17 protein-coding genes and 1 pseudogene are annotated in these 24,330 nt (G+C 57.7%); 8 read left to right on the top strand and 10 right to left on the bottom strand.

Annotation, left to right across the window (positions count from 1 at the left end; translation table 11 throughout):
• Positions 1–138 precede the first annotated feature (138 nt).
• Together fixJ and C0V73_RS20825 are read right to left on the bottom strand one after the other, a co-directional pair.
• The gene (fixJ, locus tag C0V73_RS20830) at positions 139–750 is read right to left on the bottom strand and encodes a response regulator FixJ (RefSeq protein ID WP_069041063.1); all 612 of its coding nucleotides are present in this window, start codon (positions 748–750) and stop codon (positions 139–141) included.
• Positions 740–2,221 (bottom strand): PAS domain S-box protein, encoded by a 1,482-nt coding sequence (locus C0V73_RS20825; RefSeq protein WP_102021936.1) that lies wholly within the window; start codon positions 2,219–2,221, stop codon positions 740–742. Before C0V73_RS20825 ends, fixJ begins: the two co-directional genes overlap by 11 nt.
• Positions 2,222–2,691: 470 nt before the next feature.
• Here C0V73_RS20825 and rnk point away from each other — a divergent pair, with 470 nt between their 5' ends.
• From rnk to C0V73_RS20805, 4 genes and pseudogenes are all read left to right on the top strand, one after another.
• A complete protein-coding gene (gene rnk / locus C0V73_RS20820; protein WP_102021935.1) occupies positions 2,692–3,111 on the top strand; it encodes a nucleoside diphosphate kinase regulator in 420 nt (139 codons plus the stop codon).
• 96 nt (positions 3,112–3,207) lie between these two features.
• Positions 3,208–3,789, top strand: a complete 582-nt coding sequence (locus C0V73_RS20815; protein ID WP_245408052.1) for a nucleoside-diphosphate kinase — start codon at positions 3,208–3,210, stop codon at positions 3,787–3,789.
• Positions 3,790–3,856: 67 nt separating this feature from the next.
• Positions 3,857–4,774 carry a DMT family transporter gene (locus C0V73_RS20810; protein WP_102021934.1) on the top strand — a complete coding sequence of 306 codons (918 nt, stop codon included), beginning with the start codon at positions 3,857–3,859 and terminating at the stop codon, positions 4,772–4,774.
• 338 nt (positions 4,775–5,112) lie between these two features.
• Positions 5,113–5,525: pseudogene (locus C0V73_RS20805) on the top strand (integrase core domain-containing protein); the annotation flags it as partial.
• A gap of 206 nt (positions 5,526–5,731) precedes the next feature.
• On the opposite strand, the gene C0V73_RS20800 reads toward C0V73_RS20805, so the two are convergent.
• The 4 genes from C0V73_RS20800 to C0V73_RS20785 are packed head-to-tail and all read right to left on the bottom strand — an operon-like array spanning position 5,732 to position 10,666.
• Positions 5,732–6,553, bottom strand: coding sequence for an FHA domain-containing protein (locus C0V73_RS20800; protein ID WP_102021932.1), 822 nt, complete (start codon positions 6,551–6,553; stop codon positions 5,732–5,734).
• Positions 6,550–7,236, bottom strand: coding sequence for a hypothetical protein (locus C0V73_RS20795; RefSeq protein WP_102021931.1), 687 nt, complete (start codon positions 7,234–7,236; stop codon positions 6,550–6,552). Before C0V73_RS20795 ends, C0V73_RS20800 begins: the two co-directional genes overlap by 4 nt.
• 49 nt (positions 7,237–7,285) lie before the next feature.
• Positions 7,286–8,950: a peptidoglycan-binding domain-containing protein gene (locus C0V73_RS20790; protein WP_102021930.1), complete on the bottom strand. Its 1,665-nt coding sequence runs from the start codon at positions 8,948–8,950 to the stop codon at positions 7,286–7,288.
• A gap of 27 nt (positions 8,951–8,977) precedes the next feature.
• Positions 8,978–10,666, bottom strand: coding sequence for an FHA domain-containing protein (locus C0V73_RS20785; RefSeq protein ID WP_102021929.1), 1,689 nt, complete (start codon positions 10,664–10,666; stop codon positions 8,978–8,980).
• A gap of 168 nt (positions 10,667–10,834) precedes the next feature.
• On the opposite strand from C0V73_RS20785, the gene C0V73_RS20780 reads away from it, so the two are divergent.
• The 4 genes from C0V73_RS20780 to C0V73_RS20765 all read left to right on the top strand — a co-directional run bounded on the left by C0V73_RS20780 (position 10,835) and on the right by C0V73_RS20765 (position 16,111).
• Positions 10,835–13,138 carry a serine/threonine-protein kinase gene (locus tag C0V73_RS20780; protein WP_102021928.1) on the top strand — a complete coding sequence of 768 codons (2,304 nt, stop codon included), beginning with the start codon at positions 10,835–10,837 and terminating at the stop codon, positions 13,136–13,138.
• 95 nt (positions 13,139–13,233) lie between these two features.
• Positions 13,234–14,751, top strand: a complete 1,518-nt coding sequence (locus C0V73_RS20775) for an FHA domain-containing protein (RefSeq protein ID WP_102021927.1) — start codon at positions 13,234–13,236, stop codon at positions 14,749–14,751.
• A gap of 38 nt (positions 14,752–14,789) precedes the next feature.
• Positions 14,790–15,338 carry an FHA domain-containing protein gene (locus tag C0V73_RS20770; protein WP_102021926.1) on the top strand — a complete coding sequence of 183 codons (549 nt, stop codon included), beginning with the start codon at positions 14,790–14,792 and terminating at the stop codon, positions 15,336–15,338.
• Positions 15,335–16,111 (top strand): protein phosphatase 2C domain-containing protein, encoded by a 777-nt coding sequence (locus C0V73_RS20765; protein WP_102021925.1) that lies wholly within the window; start codon positions 15,335–15,337, stop codon positions 16,109–16,111. Before C0V73_RS20770 ends, C0V73_RS20765 begins: the two co-directional genes overlap by 4 nt.
• Positions 16,112–16,519: 408 nt before the next feature.
• Here C0V73_RS20765 and C0V73_RS20760 read toward each other — a convergent pair whose 3' ends face one another.
• The 4 genes from C0V73_RS20760 to C0V73_RS20745 are packed head-to-tail and all read right to left on the bottom strand — an operon-like array spanning position 16,520 to position 24,255.
• A complete protein-coding gene (locus C0V73_RS20760; RefSeq protein ID WP_143708358.1) occupies positions 16,520–17,650 on the bottom strand; it encodes a hypothetical protein in 1,131 nt (376 codons plus the stop codon).
• Complete coding sequence (locus C0V73_RS20755; RefSeq protein ID WP_172450251.1) at positions 17,647–18,915, bottom strand: glycosyltransferase; 1,269 nt, start codon at positions 18,913–18,915, stop codon at positions 17,647–17,649. Before C0V73_RS20755 ends, C0V73_RS20760 begins: the two co-directional genes overlap by 4 nt.
• A 31-nt stretch (positions 18,916–18,946) precedes the next feature.
• Positions 18,947–19,624 carry a 4'-phosphopantetheinyl transferase superfamily protein gene (locus tag C0V73_RS20750; RefSeq protein WP_102021922.1) on the bottom strand — a complete coding sequence of 226 codons (678 nt, stop codon included), beginning with the start codon at positions 19,622–19,624 and terminating at the stop codon, positions 18,947–18,949.
• Complete coding sequence (locus C0V73_RS20745; protein ID WP_102021921.1) at positions 19,621–24,255, bottom strand: MupA/Atu3671 family FMN-dependent luciferase-like monooxygenase; 4,635 nt, start codon at positions 24,253–24,255, stop codon at positions 19,621–19,623. The genes C0V73_RS20750 and C0V73_RS20745 overlap by 4 nt, the downstream gene beginning before the upstream one ends.
• Positions 24,256–24,330: the final 75 nt, after the last annotated feature.

The raw sequence follows: 24,330 nt of genomic DNA, 5'->3' as shown, positions 1-24,330 counted from the left end.
GCAACAATTGCAGACGGCGTGGACAATGGGATCCCAGAAGCTCGGTCGTGATCTTTCACCAAGCTTGCAGATCGCATCTTGGCCGACGCGCCACCTTGTCATGGATCAAGCGTTACGTCGGATTGCGCGACATATTGGCTAGACGCTGACGGTCAGTGACATGCGCACCAGTTCGGGTAGGCTGCGCGCCCTCATCTTCGTCATGACATTTGCGCGATGGACTTCGACGGTTCGCGGGCTGATGTCGAGATTGAACGCGATGGCCTTGTTTGGCTGGCCGGCGACGACGGCCGCCAGAATTTGCCGCTCGCGTTCGCTCAGGCTGCCAATGCGCGAGCGGATGTCATCGACGCTGAGCGTGCCCGCCGACGAGTCTGCCAGCCTCTCGGCCGCGCGCCGCACAGCCTCGATGATGACGGCCTCCTCAAACGGCTTCTCGATAAAGTCCACGGCACCCGCCTTCATCGCTTCGACAGCCATGGGAATATCGCCATGCCCCGTGACGATGATCGAGGGTATCGGCGGCGATATGCTCGAGATTTTGCGCACCAGATCGAGGCCGCTCATGTCCGGCATGCGCATGTCGGTGACCAGCACGGCGTTGCGAAGGCTCGGGGCGATTTCCGAAAAGGCGGTTGCGGACACATGAAGCCTCACGCCGAAACCGTTCACCGTGAGCATGAAGCCCAGCGATTTGCGAAGTGCCTCTTCGTCGTCAACGATATGGACGGTGAAGTCATCAGGCTGCATTCTGGTCCTCGTCGTGCTGGATAAGGGTGAAACAGAAGGAGGCACCGCCAAGCTCACTCTTGGAAACGGTCATCTCGCCGCCATGGGCCTCGACGATGCGCCTGGAAATCGACAACCCGATCCCCATGCCTCCTGCCTTTGTCGTCGTGAACGGCTTGAAGATATCCTGGGCAACCTCTGGAGCAATTCCGGGACCGGAATCCTCGACCGTCACGGTCAGGAGCCCCATCTTGTCGGAACAGACTTTGACCCGGATTTCCTTTTTCTCGGTTTGCTTCATCGCCTCGATCGCATTGCGCATGAGGTTGGTCAGCACCTGCTGAATCTGGATCCGGTCGACGAAGACCTGGTCGTTGTCCGAGGTGAAATCGAACACGGTGCGCACGCCCTTTTCCCGCGAGCCGACGAGAGCGAGCGCTCCGGCCTCTTCGACGAGTTGGCGCAGGCTCTCCGTCCGCTTTTCCGTCTCGCCTTTGGTGACGAACTCGCGCAAGTGTCGAATGATCTGCCCGGCGCGAATGCTCTGTTCGCCCGCTTCCACCAATGCGTCGCGGACCTGGATGTCGCGGTCGCCAACCGCGTTTTGCAGCAGGCGCGCGCAGCCATGTACGTAGTTGGCGATGGCGGACAATGGCTGGTTCAACTCGTGCGCCAGCGTCGACGCCATCTCTCCCATCTCGTTCAATCGGCCGAGCCTTGCGAGCTCGGTCTGGATCTCCTGCAGGCGGGCAGCGGATTCTTCTCGCTCCGTGAGGTCGCGAACGAAGCCGGTGAAGAACCGCTTTCCGCCACGTTTGATCTCGCCGACCGCGAGCTTCATCGGAAAGGTCGAGCCATCCTTACGCTGGCCGACCACAACACGGTCGACGCCGATGATCCTCTTTTCGCCCGTTGCCATGTAGCGACGCATGTAGCCATCGTGCTCGACGCGGTAGGGCTGAGGCATCAGCAGCTTCAGGTTCTGACCGATTGCTTCGGCTTCGGAATAGCCAAACTGGCGGACGGCTGCGGAGTTGAACGAGATGATGATTCCGTTTTCGTCACTGACGATGGTGGCATCGAGAACCGTGTCGAGGATAGACCCCATCCGGGCCTCGCGATCATCCAGCGCTTCCCTGAGCTCTGCCAGGGTCTCCCGATCCTGGTCTCTTCGTTTGGCAAACCAGACGATCAACGTCGCCAGGACGGCGAACGCGACTGCTTGGGCAATGACGATTTCTGAGCCGGATGAATGCACATTGAGAAGCCAAAGGGCGAGGCCGAAGACAGCTGCGAGCAAAGCCGGACCCGCGCCCCCGATCATAGCTGTGGCGATGACCGGGATCGGCACGAGCAGGGAGAGCGCTTGCGAAGCGGCGGCGCCCATCACGAAAAGCGGCACGCCGACGATCGCGACCGTTCCGAGAACAGCAACGACATAACCCCAGGAATTGGGGAGAGATCGTCTTTCATTTCGTTGCACGTCGTCCATTTCGCCCCTGATTTCGCACCCGATCAGCCAAAACAATGCAGAGGGCGCAATGATCTGCGCTAATTCCGCTCGATTCGACATACGTACATGGGAAGCTAGCCCTTGTGTCCAATTGATAGAAGTCAAAAAGCTCCGAGGTCGAGTTCGTCTCCACAGATGGTCTGTTTCTTCGGCATCAGATCGCCCGCGCTGTGATACTGGCTAGGGGCAACCGGCCTTGCTTGACTTCCGTGTCCGAGCCGGCCATCTTTCGTGCATGTTGATCGAACGCTTCCATAACATCCGCACACGGATGTGCCTCATCGCAGGCATCTGACCCCCGGCCCAATCGCGTCGCGATAAGGTCGTGGGGCATGGGTAGCGGTCCCCGCTTGGGGGCAATGGGCTACGAAGCGACACTCAATCCCAGTTTTTGTTTCAGAGCGGTGCGCCGAATGCGCGGCCGCGCGTCTTGTACAGGAGGCCCGAGCATGGCTCTCGAAAAGAAGCGGCAGCGTAAGCCGGCAATCGTTCTCACCCGGACCGATCACGAGAGGCTTTACCGCCTTGCGGAGGCCCATGGCGGCCGGAACCCCGTTGTTTCCGAGGAGCTTCTCATCGAGCTCGACCGAGCGCGTATCGTTCAGGACGCCAAGATCGGCGCCAATGTCGCACGCATGGGATCCAGGATCCGCTTCACCAGCGATCTCGGGGAAGATCGCAGCGTCACGCTGGTCTTCCCGGCTGAAGCGGATATTGCGGCGAACAAGATCTCCATCCTGACGCCAATCGGCGCGGCCCTGATCGGTCTTTCGACTGGTCAGTCCATCGATTGGGTTGCACGCGACGGGCGTTTGCACCGCCTCCATGTCGAAGAGGTCGCATCTCCTGAAGTGGCCGATCCGGCATGATGTTGCCCGCATTTTCCCGTCTCGCAATCCGGGGAGGTTGTCTCATCGCAGGATAGCCTCCCCTGCGCGATGTTAGCGCAGGGGTATGTGCCGCTCATGTCGATGGACGCTGGCGACAGCGCGATGGAGAACTGCGAAATGTCGAACGACACTTACATTCTGACTACAAAGGATTTCACCATACTCGAAGCGTTGTGCGACAACTGGCGGGGCCGCAATGATCGGCTCGTCGCGCTTTGCCGGCACAAGATCCAAAAGGCCATCGTCGTGTTCCGCGACGATCTTCCGGGGGACGTCACCAGCATCAACAGCCGTGTGCGCTTTCGCGCCAATGCCGGCGAGAGCGATATCCGCGTGATCTCGACCGGCCAGGCAACTGGCCCAGTCGGCCTGTTCCTGCCTATCACGACACTACGTGGCCTTGCTCTGCTCGGGCTTCGCGAAGGCCAGGAGATCGAGTGTGAAAATACGAACGGTGTCGCAGAGACCATGTTGCTGGAAGCCGTGGAATACCAGCCCGAGGCATCGCGGCGGGAACTGCAGATGATTGGCCAGGAGGCGGTCACGAGCCTGCAGAGACCGCACTTGCGTCTCGTGTCGGGCGGCATGGATGGACGCCACGGTCAGCTGACCGGTGCCTCGGACGGTTTCGACGATCCTGGTCCTTCAGCGGCCTGACTCCATTCGATCACTCTTTCGGACGCGTGCTCTTCCCGGGCACGCTTCCGACCGGAAGGAACCGAACATGCAGAAAATCAAGCAGTTTCAAGATTCCGATTTCATCCAGGGGCTCATCTGGATGGCTCTGGGCATGATCTCTTTCGTAGGTATGTCCGTCGGATCGCGAGAGCTTGCCAGCACACTGTCGATCGAACAGGTGCTTTTCTTTCGCGCGCTGATCGGCCTTTGTGTAATCGTCGCCTTCGGCCGGATGCTGCTGCCGGAACTGCGTCATGCAAAGCTCTTCAAACTGCATATCGCGCGCAACCTCGTGCATTTCATGGCCCAGTATCTCTGGACGATCGGCGTCGTCATGCTGCCGCTCGCTTCCGTGTTTGCGCTGGAATTCACCATGCCGATCTGGGTTGCCCTATTTGCCTTCTTGTTTCTGCGCGAGAAGATGACGAGGCCAAGGATCTTCGCAACGATCAGCGGCTTCATCGGGGTGCTTGTCATCATCCGTCCCGGTGTCGCGATGGCCGACCCGGCTGCAGGTCTCGTGCTGATTGCCGCCGCCGGTTATGGGCTCTCTCTGATTTTCGTCAAAAGACTGACGCGCGACGTCTCGCCGGCGGCGATCGTAGTCTGGATGATCGTCATCCAGTTGCCACTCGGCCTCGTGGCTTCGCTGACCGACTGGCGGCCGGTGCATGTGGCGGATATCCCCTGGATGGTGGTTGCCGGCCTTGGAGCTCTCTGTGCCCATTACTGCCAGGCGCAAGCGCTGAAGCGCCTCGATGCGTCCGTTGCCATGCCGATTGATTTTCTGCGCGTGCCGATGGCCGCCGTCGTCGGCTCCTATGCCTATGGCGAGGCGATCGACCTCTGGGTTTTCCTTGGCGGTGCCATCATCGTGCTGGCCAACTATCGAACCGTCATGACGGAACGACGCGCCGGATCAGGATCGCTTTCCGCCGGCCCGACTCCTCCAGGATCAGCGTGAATGCCTGCTCTTGGCACCCTGTGAAGGGACCGCCGACACCATGGCGGACCTTTTCCCTGCGAGCCAAAGAAACTGAATGTAGTGACGTGAAACCAGCCAGTGTGTAGAATAGCCGGTGGAGCAAACTCGCTTCTTTTTTTCCGTAATTCTGCTTACCTGACAAATGGTCGGATTCAGCGCTCTAGACCCGGGTTTTGTACAAGTCTCCGCGCAATCAGGCCCCCGCAACCAAAAAACATTCAAAAAAAATCGGCAACCGCCTCCAACAAATGGGGGCCGTTTCTGCGTTGACAGCAGGGCGATTGAGCAGAAAAGCCGATGGAACGAAAACTGAGGCCGACTTCACCCGTGAATGTTTGTGCCTGGTTACCGATACATTACTGTCGGGGCAAGGGTTGCCCGCGAGCTAGGTGGTGTCATCGCCAAACGCGGAAAACCGAGGACGATTGTCTCGTACAACGGCACGGAGATGACCAGCATGCCCATCCTCAAATGGTGCCAGGAGACAAAGCTCGAATGGCACTACATCGCCCCCGGCAATCCGATGCAGAACGGCTTCGTCGAGAGCTTCAATGTCAGCTTCCGTGACGAATGCCTGAACGAGACGCTGTTCTCGTCGCCCGCCCAGTCCAGCACCGCTATCACTGCATGGAAGGAGGACTACGACAGAAACAGACCGCACTCGTCGCTGGGCAATATCACTCCCAGCGAGTTCGCAATGAAGATGACTATAGAAAAACAGGGCGCATGAGGCCAGATTGAAAACCCAACACTCTCCCGAAAATTGGAGGCAAGTCGGGTCTCAGGTCAGTGACTCCTGCGGCAACGCGACCTTCACATGAGCGAGTTGTCTTCATGGTCTGACGAGAGGCCCGTTGCATGTAACCCTGCGGTCTTTTGCAAATGCTCTGTTGATTGAGCTCAGGCATCATACGCCCGATCGCCCAGAGGTTTTGCTCATTCAGCAATTACGACCAGTCTGCTGTCGCCTAGTTGGAGCTCTTTTCCGAGTGACAACGGCACAAATTCCCGAGTCCCAATGCGTTGTCCGCCCACGTATGTCCCATTACTGGAGGGGTTGGTCGAGTTCGCGCCATCTGCGACGTATACTTGGCCCGACTTGTACTTCAAGCGGCAATGCCTCTGTGAAACCTTTTTGTCGCGGGACAAAGCCAGATCACCCCACCCAGCGAGGCGGCCAATTTTGAATATTCCATCCACAGCAAATGTAGAAGCATCGGTGAGGCGCACTGCCGTTCCCACGTGCGGCCCGGCCACAACACGAACAACTAGCCGCCCGCCTGTCGATGTCGTAACAGATGCAGACTTCTCGGGGGCGCGCACGGAGACTTTGCCTTGTGTGGACTTCGACCGCGTCGGAGCGACCCCGGCAAGATCAGAACGGAAAATGATCCATTCGGAGCAATTGTGGGACGGAAGCCTGTTTGGGTTCAGCGAACGCAATCCGAACCCAGATACAATCGCCAAAAAGCGTCTTATTCGCTGGCCGAACGATAGTCTCTCTCCACCTCCACAGGGTGCGACGGACAATCCAAGGCACACGCGTCCAATCGACCGACCGTTGAGCAGCACCTCGAACAGGAATACATAAAGCGCGCAGACAGCCAAGAACAAGACGATTCCGGTCAGCGCAACGGATTGGAGTACGATGTCTCCTGCAGTTGCCCGCAGGGACTGCCATACGGACACACAGATCAGCAAGTCCAGGAACATTGCAGCAAGCGAAAGCTTCGCCAGCGATTTTTCCTGATAGCTCATTGACCAGCCTTCGATGCGATCACGTCCGCGAGAGAAACTAGAGTAACCCCGACGGCAGCCAGTGTGAATAAAACAAGAGTTGTGGCTCGTTGTTCGATGACGTCCAGAGCACTTTCGTGGGTGAGTCGATACTTGGTCTTGGCGACGAGAGTTGCAGCGCAAATGCAGAACGTGACCAGGATTAGTGTCATATCGGTCTGAAGCCCGACGCGGTTGATATCCGTCTTGAGCAGGAAACTCGTAGACCAGGCACTCACGAACGCACCAGAAAAGATCGCCAGCGCCACCGCAACAACGGTGGACCCATCACTTTTGCGACTGGTCAGCCATGACGAGACGACAGCGCAAGTCCATCCGATCGAACACGAAAAGACCAGACTCGTCAGTACCTTCATGGGAACCGAAGCCGAAAGCAAAGCTTCGACGCCGTCAAGCATGCTTCCGCTTCCAGAAGACCTGGAATCGGAATCCTTGGTCAACATCTCGATGATGGATGCAATACTGGCCAAGAACGCAACAAAACCTACGATAGCCTGGATTGGTGTCTCGACAAGATGACGCCAATATCGGCCGATGTCTCCCGCGACGTTTTCCATGAGCGTGCGGAAACGACCTTCCGGAATATCGAATTTCGCGCCGACGCCCGACTTCGAAACCGCCGCCCTTCTTTTGCGTTGCGTCATGACTTCACTGCGCCTGTTCGCCCGTTCGGTCCCTTATCATTGGATCGGTTCAGTAGCATTGAAGGGTGGCTGAACCATTTGGATCGTCCAGGTTCACTTCACACTGTCCCGCAAGGCTCGCCAGTTCGAACGTGCCTTCATGAACCGACGATTCCCACTTTTTCTGCTTTTCATCATGCGTAACGACAACATATTTGTAGCCGTACTGACCCTGTACGCAATTGCCGGTGAAGTATGCGGTGGAGTCGCCATTGTCCATCATCAAAGTCCCTTCCGGAGGGATGATGTTGTAGTGGTTGATCGACTTGTCCCCTTTTGGAAAATTGAACGAGACATATACGTCACTGCCACACTGGGCTGGGATCGACTTAGCTTGAGCATTAACCTCTGACGTTGTTGCAACCGCCACTTTCGTGGTATCGCCGACAGGCTGAGCGTGCTGATTTGCCACAGTGGGGCTCGATGGCGTTTTGACATCCAACGCCGTATTTGGCGCTCCCGGATCAACTTTAGCCATTTCTACATTCGGCATCTGTGGAGGCTTTTCTGCTTCGACGACCATTGTCGCGGCCGGAGCAGTCTCATCCAGTCCCACAAGCTTTTTCAGCAGGTCCAGCTTTTTCAATGCCCCGTCGAGCCATGTTGTCGCTTCAGCGGCAGATCCGAAACTATCTACTGTGTTCAGCACTGCTTGCTCTTCGGAGCCAGCATTGGCCATCAGGATCTGTATCCAGCTCTCCGACAGGTCATGCTTCTTGAGTTCAATCGATCCGACGGAGTTGGAAAGGACAGCCCCGGTATCCATGACAACTTCCACTTTTCCGTCTGGCAGCAGGCGGGCTCCCTTAACCGCAGTGAGACTGCCAAATTGAAGGGCGTCTTTGGCAAACTGATTGAATTGAGATTCAGCAAGTTTGAATTCCTTGATGGTGGCGACCGCCGGAGCCAAAGCCAGATTCTGCAGTGAGCCAGAGGAAACCGCCAGAGCTGGATCCGGCAACGAAGCCACCACCGGCATCAGCGCGGCCTTGGCTACACCTGACGTTGGCTCATACCCCTTTTCACGCGCGAGGACGAAAAGCTCCCGACGCTGTGCCGCAGTTAGTTTCCCTGTCGGTTCGTCAAAAAGAGATTGTTGAAAGAGCGAGACCGCCTTTCGAGTTCCCGGACCGTAGTCGCCATCAATCTTCTTGTCATAATAGCCAAGCTGCGCCAAACCACCCTGAATGTCACGGACATCGTCCTTGATACGGGCGGTGATCGCTGCCTGCTCGGCGCTGGTCACAGAGGCACCAGGACGAACCAAGAGCCGCTTCTGGTTGCAACTCACACAACCGGCCCAACCCTGATCGCGACCATATTTCCTCTCCATATCTTTCTGGAAAACTACGGGAGCTGCAACCAGAATCGTACCGACAATGAGAGGTCCTGCTTCGCCCTTGATAACGCCTCCGGCAACCAACCCCATGCCGACGCCCTGGAGTACCGTGTCCAGGCCGATATTCGGCGTGTTGCTCTTCTTTCGTTTTTTGTTCTTGTTGTTGTCGAGCCCAAGGTTCTTTTCGACTTGCTTGAAAAATCCATCGAGACCCTGAGCCTGGGCGGTCCCGGCTAATGAATGTGCCCCAGTTCCGAGCTGAACTCCTGGAGATGCCACGAGCATCGCCAAAGACAGTGCTACAGAAACGGAACCGAGCCCGAGTTTGTTTGCCATATTGACCCCCAAAAATTACCCGCCCCCTCAGGACGCCAGAGATAGTGATGCAGATATTCCGCCGAATTGCAATTTCTGACCCGGCACAACCCGCACGAATCCTGAAGCAACTTTGCGACCTTCAACAAAAGTGCCGTTCGATGACTGCAGATCTTCAAGAAAGACTTGTCCATTTCGCATGACAAGCTGAGCGTGACGCCGAGAAACGGAGGTATCATCAATGACGACATCGTTCTCGTCAGAGCGCCCGATACGCACCAGAACAAAAGGCATCTCGGAGATAGGCATCGGCCCCGAAACGGAAAACTCATGCTGGAACAGGTGGCCCCGTGCATCGAACCCGGACAGCAGCCAGAAAACGGAAGGCGATTTTTGAGACCTGCTATTGGTATAGACCGTGAATCGGCTGGCCCCGAACGCGATTTGGGAACCGTTTCGGATTGGACGTGATTGTTCGCCTGCCGCCACGGCACCATCAACAAGCGTACCATTTGTCGATCCCAGATCGCTGATGACGAGTCCGCCATTGGGGTGTCTTCGCAAAATTGCGTGCCTGCGCGAGACAGCCGGGTCATCCAGCAGGATATTGGCGCCACCTCCTCGGCGGCCGATGGTGAAACCTCGTTCTTCGAACGCCGCGCCAACCGTCGACACCACATAGGGTGCGGACGTGCCCTCGGGAACGAATTCAACAAATTCGGCCCATTCCTCGGAAGCAATCTCAGTGTGCGAAGTCGGATCATCGACGGCAACCAGGTCCGAAGGCGGAGCGGAATGGCGGCGCCAAGGCCTTTCCCGCGCAGCCATCGCCGAAAAACCGGCCAATGCCGATCCGGCGAAAGACAGCACAAAGGAGAGGCCTATCCCTGTCAATTCCGATCGATCGATCCCAAAGTGGCAGCGCCCTGAAGAAAGCATCGGGGTAATTTCAGTATTGCGGAGGCCGTTGATGATCTCCCGAATGTGCACCGCACTTTCCAAAGCTCCAGGTGTCTGAAAGCTTACGATACCTGTCTCGAGGGCGCGGACCATATCACCGGTCCGCATCGTCGCGGTCATGCTCAACGTATTCACACCAATAACCCGCTGGCACGCGTCAAACAGAGGCCCGCCACTGTTTCCAGGATTGACGTTTGCACTATGCTGAATTGTCAGGCGAACGGCACTTGCCACTTGGCGCTGCACTGTCCCTGTCGACACAGTTGCATCAAGATAACTTGCCTCCGCGACTTCCGAAACCGAAGAAACCCTCGCGAGATCGTCGGCGGCGCCCGGAAAACCAACCGCTTCGACATCATCTTTCTTCAAGAGATCGCCTTCGCTGATGTCAGCCAAGGTTAAGACCGCACCTGGCAGTGCATCCTCAGAGGACAGAATTGCCAGGTCGCGGTCCCTGTCGAACCAGACGACCTTTGCCTGCATGGCTTTCATTGCACCGTCCACCCCATGGAGGATCCGGAGCGATTCGGCACCAGCGATCACGTGATAGTTCGTCACCACCGCGCCAGGGGCCGCAATTTTGAAGCCGGTGCCCGAGCTTTGTGGTCTCGATCCAGGCCCGCCCAGATTCAGAATGCGAAACACACCGCTTTCGACATCCTTGTCCTGCAGGGCGGCAACGAAGAGAATGATGCCGAGCAAGAAACTCAGGAAGGCCCCCAGCAGAAAACATGCTGGTCCGATTGCCGCAAATCTCTGCCAGATATTTTGCGCCAAGATGCCCCCCTGACGTCATTACGACGGTTTTTAGCCACAACGCCCCCGCGCAGCATCCAATTTATGCTTTAAAACGCGGTACCGACACAACAAGGTTTCATCTGCCATCCTTGATTTCTTTGCCGGCGTGCTTCTATCATTTGTTGCGGGCCATCTGGGTTGGGATCGATGGAATACAAAAACACGCTGCCAGCAAACACGATGCTGCGGCAGTACCGGATCGAGAAGGTGATAGGCCAAGGGGGCTTCGGCATCACCTATCTGGCCTATGATACCGAGTTGCAGCGCCAGGTTGCCATCAAGGAGTGCTATCCCCGCGATTTCGTAATGCGCGAGGGGACGGCCGTGACCCCGGCCACCCCTCAAAGCGAAGTTGATTACAAGTGGGCACTGGGCAAATTCATGGACGAAGCGACCACTCTCGCCAAGTTCCGACATCCCGGCATCGTCCAGGTCCTGCAGATACTCAAGGAAGAGAACAATACCGCTTACATGGTGCTTGAGTTTGTCAGAGGCCAGTCCCTTGACGCGTGGCTGAAGACGCTTCCCGGCCGGCCGAGCCAGGCACAACTCGACACGATCCTCCAGCCCATTCTCGACGCTCTGTCATCGGTGCATCGAGAGAACATCGCACATCGTGACATAGCGCCGGACAACATCTACATCCGGCCGTCAGGCGAAGCTCTCCTTCTAGATTTCGGTGCTGCGCGCCTGACACTTGGACAGCACAGCAAGACTCTCAATCTCGTTGTCAAGGACGGCTATTCGGCACCCGAACAATATTACTCGGAGGGGCGCCAAGGCCCCTGGACGGATATTTATGCGCTTTCTGCCACCTTGTATCGCTGTATTGCCGGCAAGAAGCCACCTGATGCGATGGCGCGGCTGGACGCGATAAACAACGGTGAGCCCGATCCAATGACGTCGCTTGAGGCGATGGGGGGCGAAGGCTACAGCAGTGAATATCTTGCCGCCATCCAGAAGGGCCTCGCCCCCCAGACAAAGTCTCGCCCGCAAAGTATCCAGGCGTGGCGCAAGGATCTGATGGGGGGGGCTATCTCCGCCGAGCCGGCCATCTCGCATGTTGAGACCTCGACGCAAACAAAACCGGATCGAGGTGGCCTTTCAACGTCAAAGCCAGCAAAGCCTAGGGGCTCACACTTGGTCGCATACGTTTCGGCCGTGGTTGTGATGATTGCCGCAGGCGCCGGATACTTGCTCTACCAGGGACATCTCCATGCGGAGGAAGCCCAGGCATGGGATACGGCCTCGGTGCTTGACAATGAGAGCACCTATGCCTCCTTCATCAGGGACTATCCTGACAGTCCGAACATTGACCAGGCGCGCCAAAACGTGGCCGCATTGTCTTCCGCTTGGGATGTGACCCTCGGAGACGGTCGCAAGGGTGAAGCTCTGGCATCTGCAACGCGGGATAATCTCATCACCGTGGCAGGCTACGAAGTTTTCGATACGCCGCTCAAGCAGCAGGCGGTCGTGTATCGCCTGTCCAGAAGCGGCAAAACTGTCTGGACGGCCGCATTTGGTGAGACCGGTGAGGATGTCTTCCACGCTGTCACACAATTGGCGGACGGGAGCGTGATCGCGGTAGGCGAAGCAACCGCATCAGGGGATACACGATCTGATGCGATCGTCGCGCGTTTCACGCCAAAGGGTGAGGTCGCATGGGCCCGCCGTTTCGGTGGGCCCGGTTCAGACCGTCTATTGTCTGTCGTACAACGTGCATCCGGAAACTTTGTCAGCGTCGGCACGACGACCAAGAACATCAACAGCCTGCCCCAAGGATGGATGCTTGAGATATCCCCACAGGGAGAACTCATCGACGATCGTAATTTTGACCACCCCGACGGTGGGATGTTCACGAGTGTGGTCGAGACCGTAGGGGGAGGGTTGGTGGCCGCGGGCCAGACCGGGGATCTGGCCGGTTCTGATCCCAATTTCTGGATCATACGACTTTCGTCAGACGGAGCTGTACTTCTCGACCGCCAGCCGGGCGGGAGCGGTGTCGATCGCATCAATGGAATGACGGTGGGGGCGAATGGCGACATTTTGCTCGCGGGCGAAACCACAAGCTTTGGCACAAGCACGGCAGATGGCATCATCCTGCGCCTGACTCCAGACAACAAGATGCCGCCAAAAGTGCTGGCTAAACAAGGCCAAGACCGCCTCGCAAGCATTGCCACCGACTCAGGTGGCTATGTTTATGCTGCCGGATCAAGCGATTCTGCGGGAATTGAGTATTCTTCCGCTTGGATCGTCAAGCTCTCTCCAGACCTCAGAACCACCGTGTGGGAGAGTACCGGCACCGACAGTTCGGAAACTATGTCTCGGACCCTCTCACTGATGGACGACGGATCCATTATTGTTGCCGGAAGAACGACAGATCTTGACACCAATCGGCCGAGTTTTCGAATTCACCGCATCTTTCCGGATCGTGACGAAAGCGGAAGCTGAATATTGCCCTTTCCTGTTCCTTTACACCACGGGTTGATGCCTCTAGTGTTTTCGCGGGGTAAGAAGCGGAATAGTTCGGGTATGGGGGCCCTTGTATGCGTCTAAGCTTGTCTGTATTTGCTGCCGCGTTCATCCTGTCGGGCGTCGCCTATGGCGCTGATCAAGGCGTTGTTTCCACGTGTACGGTCACGGGAGAAAAAACGGATCCCAGAGCGAGTTGCGACGTTCGCCTCCTCAACCCGGTACAGGTGAAAAAAGCGACAATCCTGGCCGGTGACAAGCCGCTGGCTGACTCAACCTTCAACTCCTTTGAAGATGGTGACGGAAAGGCAGCTTGGTTCTTCCTGATCGACAGGTCCAATCCTGCCCGTTCCGCCACAGTGAAGCGCAGTATCGCCCTCGTCAAAAGCCTCTATGCACAGGCCAATGCACGAAACATTATGGCAGTGGGAACATTTGCCGAAGATCTCCGCGTCATCATATCGCCAGGAGATCCCTATGCGGATTTTGACAGCCGTTTTGCAAGCGTGAAGGCTGACGGCGCGGCGACGGCCTTCTATTTCACCGCGATAAAAGCAATTGATATTCTCAAAAAGGTCCCAGCCGAACGGCGTGCACTTGTGTTGATTTCCGACGGCAAGGCGGAAGACACAGCCTACAGCCGCGAAGATGTCGTCAAGCATGCGAAAGAGGCGGGCGTTGTCATCTATGGAATAGGCATCGCTGAGAAACGCTCCGAGACCGTATATCTTCAAGAGGTTGAACGACTTGCATCCGAAACAGACGGCCCGTTTGTTTCCAGCGTCGGAAACCAGGACCTTCCGGCTGAATTCATCGCCAACTTCACTCGATATCTGACGAACGGCGGCCAAATCACGGCACCTCTCGGCACTCTATCCGGCGAAATGACGATTGCGCCCCGTTTGGCCCTTGTGGATGGAGCGACCATCGAGGGAGAAAAAGCGAATGCCTTCGTTGCGCCACAGCCAGCCCCAGAGCGGGCGCCGATAAAGGCTGCGCCAGTTCCGCCTCCACCCGAACCGCGTCCTCTCATCGCCGAAATATATGCTGCCTTTGACCCGATCTTGCCCGGAAGTCGTGATTGGGCTGCGGACAATGAGACTTTTGCGTGGATCCTGTTGCTGGGCATTCCGCTTTTTATCGTCGGAATCTTGGCTATCCTGGTGCTCCGCAATGCCAAACAGGCTGCCAAGCCGGATATTGTTGCGGTCGGAGATGGAGCCGACAACCATGAAACTTTCTACACACAGCCGATGCGAGCGGATGAAAATCCCAGTCCGTTGCTCGCGTCCGGCGAACCCTTCGGCTTTTTTGAATCGATGGACGGCAGTGATTTGCGATTCGAGATCCGAGAGCGAAACATCACCATTGGACGGCATTCCGAGAATGATTTTCAACTTGAAGATGACAGCGTACACCGCCACCACGCGGTGTTTCACATACTCCCCGGCCAGTCTCCCGTCATCACCGATCTGGACACGGTGAATGGCGTCGTCGTGAATGGCCAAAGAGTTGCGAAGGCGGAACTGCTCTCCGGCGACGTTATCAGCCTGGGAGAAACAAGCTTCCGCTTTGTCGCGATTGAGAATTGAAATGACCGTCAAACCACATACTCGAAAGAAGGCCTGCCATGAGCGATGACGAGCGCACACGCCTCCTGAAACCTGCATCCCAACCAAATGAAGCCGAACAGGCCACGCGGGTTATAGGCGGTTCAAGTCTAGCAGCCGACAGGCCGCGCCCGCAGGAACCCAATGATGCCGTAACCCGTCTGGCATCGTCATCGCCGCGCCCCCGGACGCCGAGCGGTCCGGAACAAGAGCACGAGTTGGTTGCCGGTTGGCTGGTTGTCGTTTCCGGCCCGGGCAGAGGTCATTCGCTGGAAATCTACTTCGGCATGAACAGTCTCGGCCGCGCGACTAACCAGCGTATCCCTCTCGATTTTGGCGATGAGAGCATTTCGCGCGAGGCGCATGCTTTTGTCGTGTTCGACGACATGCAGCAAGACTTCTACATTCAGCATGGTGGCAAGACGAACCTAGTCCGTCTGAATGGCAAACCGGTCCTGGCACCAATGGAACTAGCCCACGGGGATATGATCGACATTGGCTCGACACGGCTCATGTTCGTTCCGCTTTGCTCGGAAAACTTCAACTGGTCCAGTTTAGAAGACAAATGACGGTAGAGTGGGAGTTTGCAGCAAGCCAGATTTTAGGTCGCCGTGAAGAGCAAGAGGATTACTGCGAAGTCCATGGTAACGATGGTCAATTCCTATGCGTGCTAGCAGATGGCATGGGAGGGCATGCTGCCGGGGCGACGGCCGCTAAACTCGCTGTGACCAAATTCATACAGACGGTCACTGGAACATCTGGACTAGCCTCAGACGAATTTCTGCCGGCACTCAACGCAGCAAATAAAGCCATTGCTCGACACGTCTCCGACAACCCGCACGATCAAGGAATGGGATGCACTCTGATAGCCGTGGAACTCGGTCATCGAGGCTTTAGATGGCTGAGCGTCGGCGATTCCATAGTGCTTCTGAAGACGCAGTCCGGACTTTCGCGTATCAACGCAGATCATTCAATGGCGGGGCGATTGGCCATTGCGGTCAAGAATGGCGAAATGAGCGCCGAGGAAGCGCGCAACAGTCCATCACGTCATCTCCTTCTCTCAGCCGTGACTGGTGATCCGATCCACAGATTGGACTACAGTGCAACGGGAAGGAGCGTGGCCGTAGGCGATATCCTGATCATTGCGAGCGACGGCCTGGACAGTCTGGACAGTCGAGAGATCGACGAAATCCTGGAGGCGCAAAGTGGTGTTGAGATCGGTGCACTCAGCCAACATCTGCTGGAGGCTGTGGCAGCAAAGGACCGCCCCCGTCAGGACAACGCGACCGTTATAGTTGCACGGGCCATAAAATTGCCCGATAATGGAAATCGAGCGCCGTGATATCGGCGGTCAACGCCGCATCGTGAAGCCGAGTCTTAGCGATCTTTCGCTGGGTGGGACGATGCTGCTCCCGGCCATAGCGATGCCGTTGAAGCTGAGAGTTCCATAATTCTGCTTACCTGACAAATGGTCGGATTCAGCGCTCTAGACCCGGGTTTTGTACAAGTCTCCGTGCAATCAGGCCCCTGCAACCAAATACATCCAAAGCAAATCTTCAACCGGCTCCAACAAATGGGGGCTGTCTTTGCGTTTGCGGCTTCCGCAAGCTTCCCGAGACCATCTCGACTGACCTTGACCCGGTGGATCCTCCAAACTGGAAGGCATTGGCTCAAGTCACCCATGTTCGACTAGCACTTGCCTTCGGTGCCGGATTCACGGAATGGGGGAGGTGGGCGGACCGGTTCTGGTTTAGATGGTTCGCGCGAAGCGGAGCAGGTCACGCAGTCGCTGAAGCTTCGCGCGAACATAACCCATGGCTTCGCGGTGATAGGTCTTCTCGATGTAGCCAGTGTAGTGGGCGATGAAGGCCCAACCGACCGTCCTGGGGCATCCCTCCCCGAAGGTCGGTTCAGAACGGCGGTAGTCGGCAATGAAGTTTGCCGCGAAACGCTTCAAGGTCTTTGCCTGTTCAGCCGGGATGTTGTGCGGGTGATCCTCAGACGGCAAATCGCCATAAAGAGCGTTCGTGGTGACGGCGGCCACGAAGTAGCTTCCCAGTGGTGTCAGATGCACCGTGTCAGAGAAGAGGGCATCAGTCAGTTGGCGCCCTTTCAGGCCTTCAAATCCTGGCTGATCCGGGTTTTGCTCCAGGTTTTCCATCAGCGCAGCCAGCGCCAGCGATGCCGGGATTATCCGTATCGGTCGACTGCCATCCTCCCGCTCAAAGCCTCGATTGACATCGGCGACCGTGCACTGCCACATAGGCCACGCTGCGCGCTCGTAGGAAATCCAGTCCCTGGGGTCATCCTTGTCAGAGAGGCTGATCCAAGGGGTGAAGAACAGGATTTCCGCCTGCGGGTTGGAGCTGATGAAGCGGTCGCGATAGGCACGGAGATATTGTTTCGTATCCTGCCAGAGCAGGGCGTCCAGGAGGCGATGCTGTTCCGTGATCAGCAGGACATCATACGGCTTGCCATCAACCGCTGCTGCTTTCAGCATTGACAGGACATTCGCGGGATTGCCGCTTGCATCCTGTCCGACCGCAAAACCTGACCAGGGCTGTAAGGCATCCTGACCGAAGGAGCGGTCCTTGATCGAAGAGCCGTCAGCGTGCTGTCCGTCCCAGGAAATCGCCAAACCGGAAGCTGCGGTGATTTCCTGGAGGAAATCCGGCATCGGGCGTGCGGTCAGACTGTGGCCGGACACGAAGATCCGGCGCTTGCCGATCATCTCCTGAGGATCAGGCAAAGACACGTCCATACGACTGTCCCCTTCTGTATGGTTGTGAGAAATCTGCGCCGGGTCGATCAATGCGATCCCGAGACCGCTCCCGACAACGGCGGCGCAGGCAAGCATCGTGACGGCGCGAGGTCGTCTCATGTGAAGGCCTTCAGCAGTTCTGCACGGCGGAGATAGAGCGTGGCTTCATCGAAGCACATTCCTGACAGAGCGGCGTTCTGGATATCTTTTGCAAGCGTTTGCCGGTTCTGATCCAGTTCGGCGATCTTCAGGCCGAGTTCTGCGGGATCATCGAGCGGCGTCAGCGTGCCGCCGCCGTGGAGCGAGAGCAGATCTTGCGGGTAGGGCGAGGCATAGCCAACGATCGGGCAACCGCTGACGAGAGATTCGATCAGGCAGCGTGGGGATTCCGGTGTCTTGTGGCAGAACAGGAACAGATCGCTCTCGCGCATGGCCTGCAAGACGGTCTCGCGATCGGCGACGTGCCCCATCAGCTTCACCCTATCCGTCAGGCCTGTTTTTTCCAGCAATGCCTGCATGCGTGGAAGCAGGGGTCCGTCTCCGAGCCAGCGGGCCTTGAACTTGACCCCTCTCGTGGCCGCCTCAGCGAGGCTCGCAATCCAGTCTTCGGGTCCCTTCATCTCCGCTGCCCTGCCTGCGTAGAGGATGCGCAGCGGTGCGCCCGACATGGCCCTCGCCGTTTTGATCCGCAGATCTTCCGGGCTGATTTTGTCGCCTTCATCCGTGTGCACGTCATACATACAGACCGGATTGGACGAAGCTTCGGCATAGGCGTTGAACGTGTCGCGTCCCTGGAACAGTCCCAGAGCGCTGCGGCCGATCAGGTAGCGATGATATCGCTTCATGATCGGCAGTGTTGCCCGTTCCTTGATCCGACGGCGGAAATTCAGCGTCGGCAGCGTTCGGGCAATCACGTCGTGCTCCACCCTATCGAACCAGACTGCGAACTTGCGGCCCTGAGCATCGGCTTCAAGTGCGGCTACCGCTCCCCAATCCCCGAACAGATAGCCGAGGGTGAAGCAGAGATGGTCGACCTGACGAATATGATCACCCAGGACAGAGCGGGTGCGTTTGTAGCATCGAAGAAAGCTGCTGATCCGGTAGGCGTGTGGCAGAGCGATGAATTCGATGCGGTCCGCATGGGGGTGATCAATGACGTCTAGCCATGTGACCGATGTTTCCTCCTCTTTCTCCGAGTCGAGTGCGATGCCGGCAAATTTGACCCACCGGAAATTCTCGGCATAGCGCGCAAGACCTGCAAAAGTCTGGTCATCGATTTGCAGCCCGCGGGGCCCGCGTCTCAATCGCACAGCGGTGGCCAGGAGGACGCTTCCCTGCTGGAGCGTCTCGGATGCATCTCGGCGCGAGAGCGGCGCAGTGTCCAAGGCTTGGTCTTCCGTCGCGGCATTCATGCGGTCAGGCCCCCAGCCCGGCGAGTGGAACGGTGACTCCGGTAACGATGCAACCGTGGGCGAAGGTAACCCGCCCTTCGAGGATCGAACCCTTGCCGAACATGCCGGCTTGACGTTGCAACTTCGCCTGGAAACAGGTGTCGGCGAGGGTGACCTCCATATCCTGGAAATCGAGCATGGTCCCGGTCAGAGGATACTGGCATTTGTAGACAGCTTCTTTGGCGCTGAAGAGGATGCGTGCCCAGAGGAGCCGGTGTTCAGGCGGTTTCTCGTCCAGTGCCGCCATTTCGCGTGGCGAGCAGATCGCATCGATAAGTTCGACCGGCAGATCCTCGGCCGGTTCGACATCAACGCCGATGGCAGCATAGTTTTCGCCCTTGCGAGCGACCACAGCCAAGCAGAAGGTCGCGCAATGGCTGATGCTTCCAATCAGATGTGGCGGCCAGACGGGAGATCTGTCCGATGCTGCTGGTATCGCGACCGGCGGCTCCCCCAGAAGCCCCATCGCCTGCCTTGCACAGGCGCGAGCGGCGTGAAACTCGCGCTTGCGGCTGTCAACGGCCTGTTGAACATATTTCAGCTCCTCAGGGTGGGCGTCGATGCATGCGAGGCGCGGGTCTGCGTGAGCCAGCGCCACGCCTTGACCGAGGAAGTCCCCTAAGATGTCATGCGCAGCCGTCATGTCCTCGGTCGGCTGAGCGCCGCGCGTCTGTCACCCAATGCTGCACGTCTGGTCGCCGCCCGGTCCGCGACCTGGCTCAGCCGCTCGTCCGCTTTCCCTCGATCGGCAAGATGTGCCGCCAGGGTTCCGACCGTCGGAAAGCGAAACACGTCCGTGATCGTCAGGTCAGGTGCGATGCTTGCCTTGAGGTCGCGATGCAGTTGCACAGCGAGAAGTGAATGGCCGCCGATCGCGAAGAAGTTGTCGTTCAAGCTGACGCGATCGAGGCCCAGTGTGCGTCGGTAAGCTTCGGCAAGATCCCGTTCCAGCGTGTTTTCCGGCGCGACAAAGATTTCGTTTGCCAAAGGTTTCGTCGTCACTTCGGGCTTCGGGAGCGCCTTGCGGTCCACCTTGGCATTCGGTGTCATCGGAAAAGCATCAAGAACCACGAAATGGGCAGGGACCATATAGTCAGGCAAGACATCGGAGAGATGTCGACGCAGGCTCTCCTCATCGAGCAGCGGCTGGTTCATGCGCAGGTAAGCGACAATCCTGACATCGTCAGCTCGATCCTCCCGCGCAACCACGACAGCTTCGGCGACGCCTGGATAGGCCGATATCACGGCTTCGATCTCGCCAAGTTCAATACGGTAGCCGCGGACTTTAACCTGGTGATCGGTGCGGCCGAGAAACCGCAGCTTCCCGTTTTGGGAACGACAGACCAGATCGCCCGTCCGGTATATGCGGCCAGGTGCGAATGGGTTGGGCAGGAAGCGCTCGCGTGTGAGATCCTCGCGGTGCAGATATCCCCGTGTCACCCCGTCCCCACCGATGTAGAGTTCGCCAGGCTGGCCGGGAACCGTCAGCCGTCCGGAGGGATCGAGCACGTAAAGCTGGGTGTTGGCGATCGGAAGACCGAGTGGAACAACGCTTTCCGACATGTCAGCGGTCATCGTCGAAGACCAGATCGTTGTCTCCGTCGGGCCATACATGTTTTCGACGCTGGCATCGGTGACAGCCCTGATCTCTTGCAGAAGCGAACTGGTCAAGGCCTCTCCGCCGACGAACAGATGGGCTATCTCGGAGAACGCAGCTCTGTCAGCCCCGTTGATAAGGAACATGCGGATCATCGAAGGCGTACATTGAAGATGGGTGACACCATGGCGACGCACGTCTTCGTGGAAACTGGCAGCTTGGCTTTCAATCTCTACCTCGGGCAGACGTGTACGCGCCTGCGCGACGACTTTGGCCAGAGGCACAAGACGCTCAAGAACGAGCGGCGAGGGGACGCCGAAATCGATCAGGCAGGCAACCTCGTCAACACCGATTTCTTCGAGCTGCCTAACGCGGGCCATTGCGTCATCGATCGTGCCGAACAGGCCACTGTCTTCGAAGTAGCGCAGAAAGGCGAATTCCAGAATGCTGTCCAACTCATCGGCGTTTAGTGACTGAAGATCGATGTCGTGGGCGGCTGTGGCACCGGCTGGCTTCTTGAAGGCTGGGAAAGCCCAGGCATACTGTTTGATCAATGCGGCCGCACTCTTCAGGTAAGCCTTCATTGGCCCACGTGCTGCCTCCCTGACCTCTTCAAGGTTGTCGCCGAGAAGCGTGTGGAGCATCAGTGTCACTTTGAAGTCGCTCGGTGAGCGACCGCATTCGACCAGGGTTTCGCGGTAGATCTTGATCTTCGAAGCAAGCTCGTCGATCGATTGGCCCAGCAAGTGGGTGAGAACATGGGTGCCTGCACGTGCGGCTTCACGGTATGTCTCGGGATTTCCAGCCGTCGTCAGCCATACGGGAAGCTCCGACTGGACTGGTCGCGGCTGTGTCAGAACATCAGCCATTCCGTGACCGAAATCGAACTCCATCCGTTCGCCTCTCCACAATCGGCGGACGGTTTCGATGCCTTGCATCATCGCCGTTTTGTTGTTCGGCGGCGCATTCTCCGGACGAAGCACGAAGTCTTCAGGCATCCATCCCGAGGCAAAGGCGAGTGCCACCCGTCCATTGCTCAGATTGTCGATCACGGCCCATTCTTCGGCAATCCGTATCGGATGATGGAGCGGCAGGACGCAACTGCCGGCTCGGATCGACAGGTTTTTTGTGATCGCGGCGACGGCGGCTCCGGTAACCGCCGGATTTGGATAAGGGCCGCCAAAGGCGTGGAAGTGCCGTTCCGGTGTCCAGATGGACTGGAAGCCATTGTTGTCGGCGAATTTGGCGCCTTCCAGAAGCAAGTGATATTTGGCAGGTCCGGCACCGTCGTCATTGCCCCAGTAGAAGAGACCGAAGTCCATCGGCCCTGCGCCGGACGGCCGGTTTCCAGCCACCTTGCTCTTGCCAGCTTGCGGCTGCGAGGCGTGTATGACGACCTTGAAGCCGCGCGCGAGTGTCCAGAACAACTCCAGCACGGAAATGTCAAAGGACAGGCTTGTGACAGCGAGCCAGACCGGCTGCCTATCGCGATCATAGCTGATGCGTTCGTCCATGCCGACGAAGAAATTCGTGACGTTTCGATGCTCGACCATCACGCCCTTGGGCCGCCCGGTCGAACCCGAGGTGTAAATCACATATGCGAGGTTTTCACCTGAGACGGGTACCTCTGGCTTGCCGGCTGAAAGGTTTGCCGCAAGAATGTCCTCAACGAACACGGTGCGCGTGCCCGGCTCATCAAGGGCATCAGCCGTCATACGACTGGAAAGGATGATCTCCAGGCGGCTATCCTTGACCATGTAGGATAGTCGGTCCGTCGGAAAATTCGGATCCAGAGGCAGATAGGCACCGCCTGCCTTCTGAATGGCCAGAGCTGCCACCACCAGGTTGGTGCAGCGTGGGATGTTGAGCCCGACCATGGTGTCAGGACCGACCCCCATTGCAATGAGCGTCTGGGCAATGCGGTTGGCGCGTTCGTCTATGTCCCGGTAGCTGATCTGCTCGTCCCGCCATGCGATCGCAATTGCATCCGGCGTCTTTGCGACCTGCTGTTCGATCAGGGTATGCATGCACGTCGTCGGATCGAAGGGCCTCGAGCTGTCGTTCCAGCCATTCTGGACCATGTCCAGTTCGACATCCGTCATCAGCGGCATTTCCGCGACCAAAGCGTCGTCGGTCGTAAACGCCGCTGCGAGCATTTTTATGCGCCGCGCATATTGAGAGGCCACGTCAGATGGGAGCCGAGCGTCATCAAAAATCATGGAGACGCCAGCATCTGCCTCATCGATAACGAAGGTCAGCGCGCAACCTGCCAAGCCTTTGCCGTCGCTTGGCGTTCTTCCATCCACGAGCCCGACACTGTAGTGCGGCGGCGCCAGATCAGGGTGTCGCCAAAAGAGGTCTGCCAGATGACTTCCGCGCTCGCGCAGGCGTGCAATGTTTTCGGCAACTGCGTCTCGAAGTGTTGCTGCTGTGCAAGCAGCATCCACTTGGAGGTGGAGCGGTACAGCCTCTGCGAAATAGCCCAGGAAACGGCTGGCGAGATCAAGGGTCTTCGGACCGGCATAGGCGATGTCGAACTCGTCCTGTGTCGACAGCCGCGCCAGGAATGCGACAATCGCCGCAACGCGGGTGTTGCGAGCGAGATCGGCTGGAAATTCCAGCTCGATTGTCTTGAAGCGCGTTTCGCCAGCCGACTGGTCCGCGACGTCGACAAGCTTGACGTCTTCCACCGACCTCAAGGCGTGAACGAAATGATCTTCATGCCTGACCAGATCGCCAACGGCGGACGTCAGCGCGTTGATTTCCTCTTCTGAAAGAAGCGGGAGGCGGTCACCCGGACGCACACAGTCGTTAAGCTTGGTTTCCGTGTGCCGATCCTGCTTTACGGCCTCGAGCAGCACGCTACCGCGCCCGGTGGCAACGACCACGCCTTCTGCCTCAACCGCGAGAACGACGCCGGGCTCTGTGTGACCCTCGGCTGTGTCACGTACCGTAAGGCGGCGAACAATGAATATCCCGTCCTCGTGCCGCAGCTTTGGGCAGACGAGGCGATTGACGTAGCCTGATCCAAAATTCAAGCCGCGAAAGAGGCTGGAGAGTTGCTCAGCTGGCCGATCGAGAAGAAGAGTACCCGCCGCATCCGGCCGCTTGGTCTTCGCATAGTAAGTGCGAACCGACAGGTCCTGAGCGACCCGCGGCAATGAGGATTTCGCGATCGCGTCAAGCAGGGCTGCGAAGGAATCAATGCCGGCAGCAAAGCACTTGGTGTTGAGGCTCAGGCTCGTATCGTCGGCGCTCAGATCGAAATCGGCCTGCATATGGATGCAGCCTCCGTCGACGCCATCGGTGATCTCGTGCCACGTGACGCCGAAGCGGGTCTCGCCCTGCATAACAGCCCAGGCCGGTACGTTGAGGCCGGCATACCTAGGTAGGGGGCCGTCATGAAAATTGATCGCTCCGAGCCGGGCTTTGCGCCATACCGGCGAGGGGATGATGCGAAGGTTTGCGATGCTGAAGAGGTAATCATAGTCGATCGACTCTACCGCATGCTCTAGACTGCCCCTCCAATCAACCGACGGTATGCCGTTTTGGCCGGCCCAGCTTTTTACCGCATCGTTGGAGGTGACAATCGCGGCGATCGAGTTCCCGCGATCAAGAATGAGTTGTCCGCATTGGACCAGAAGGGATTCATTGCCGATCAAAAGGCACTTAAACATCCAAAAATTACTCCAACACTCTATCAGCGGCGCAAATGAGCCTACGCGCACCTGTAGGAATGGGAGATCCAACAT

Origin of the sequence: Rhizobium sp. TH135 (assembly GCF_002855515.1) — a bacterium.
Lineage (GTDB): Bacteria > Pseudomonadota > Alphaproteobacteria > Rhizobiales > Rhizobiaceae > Allorhizobium.
The sequence above is the reverse complement of the archived record's forward strand: the minus strand, read 5'-3'. Positions and strand labels throughout refer to the sequence as shown.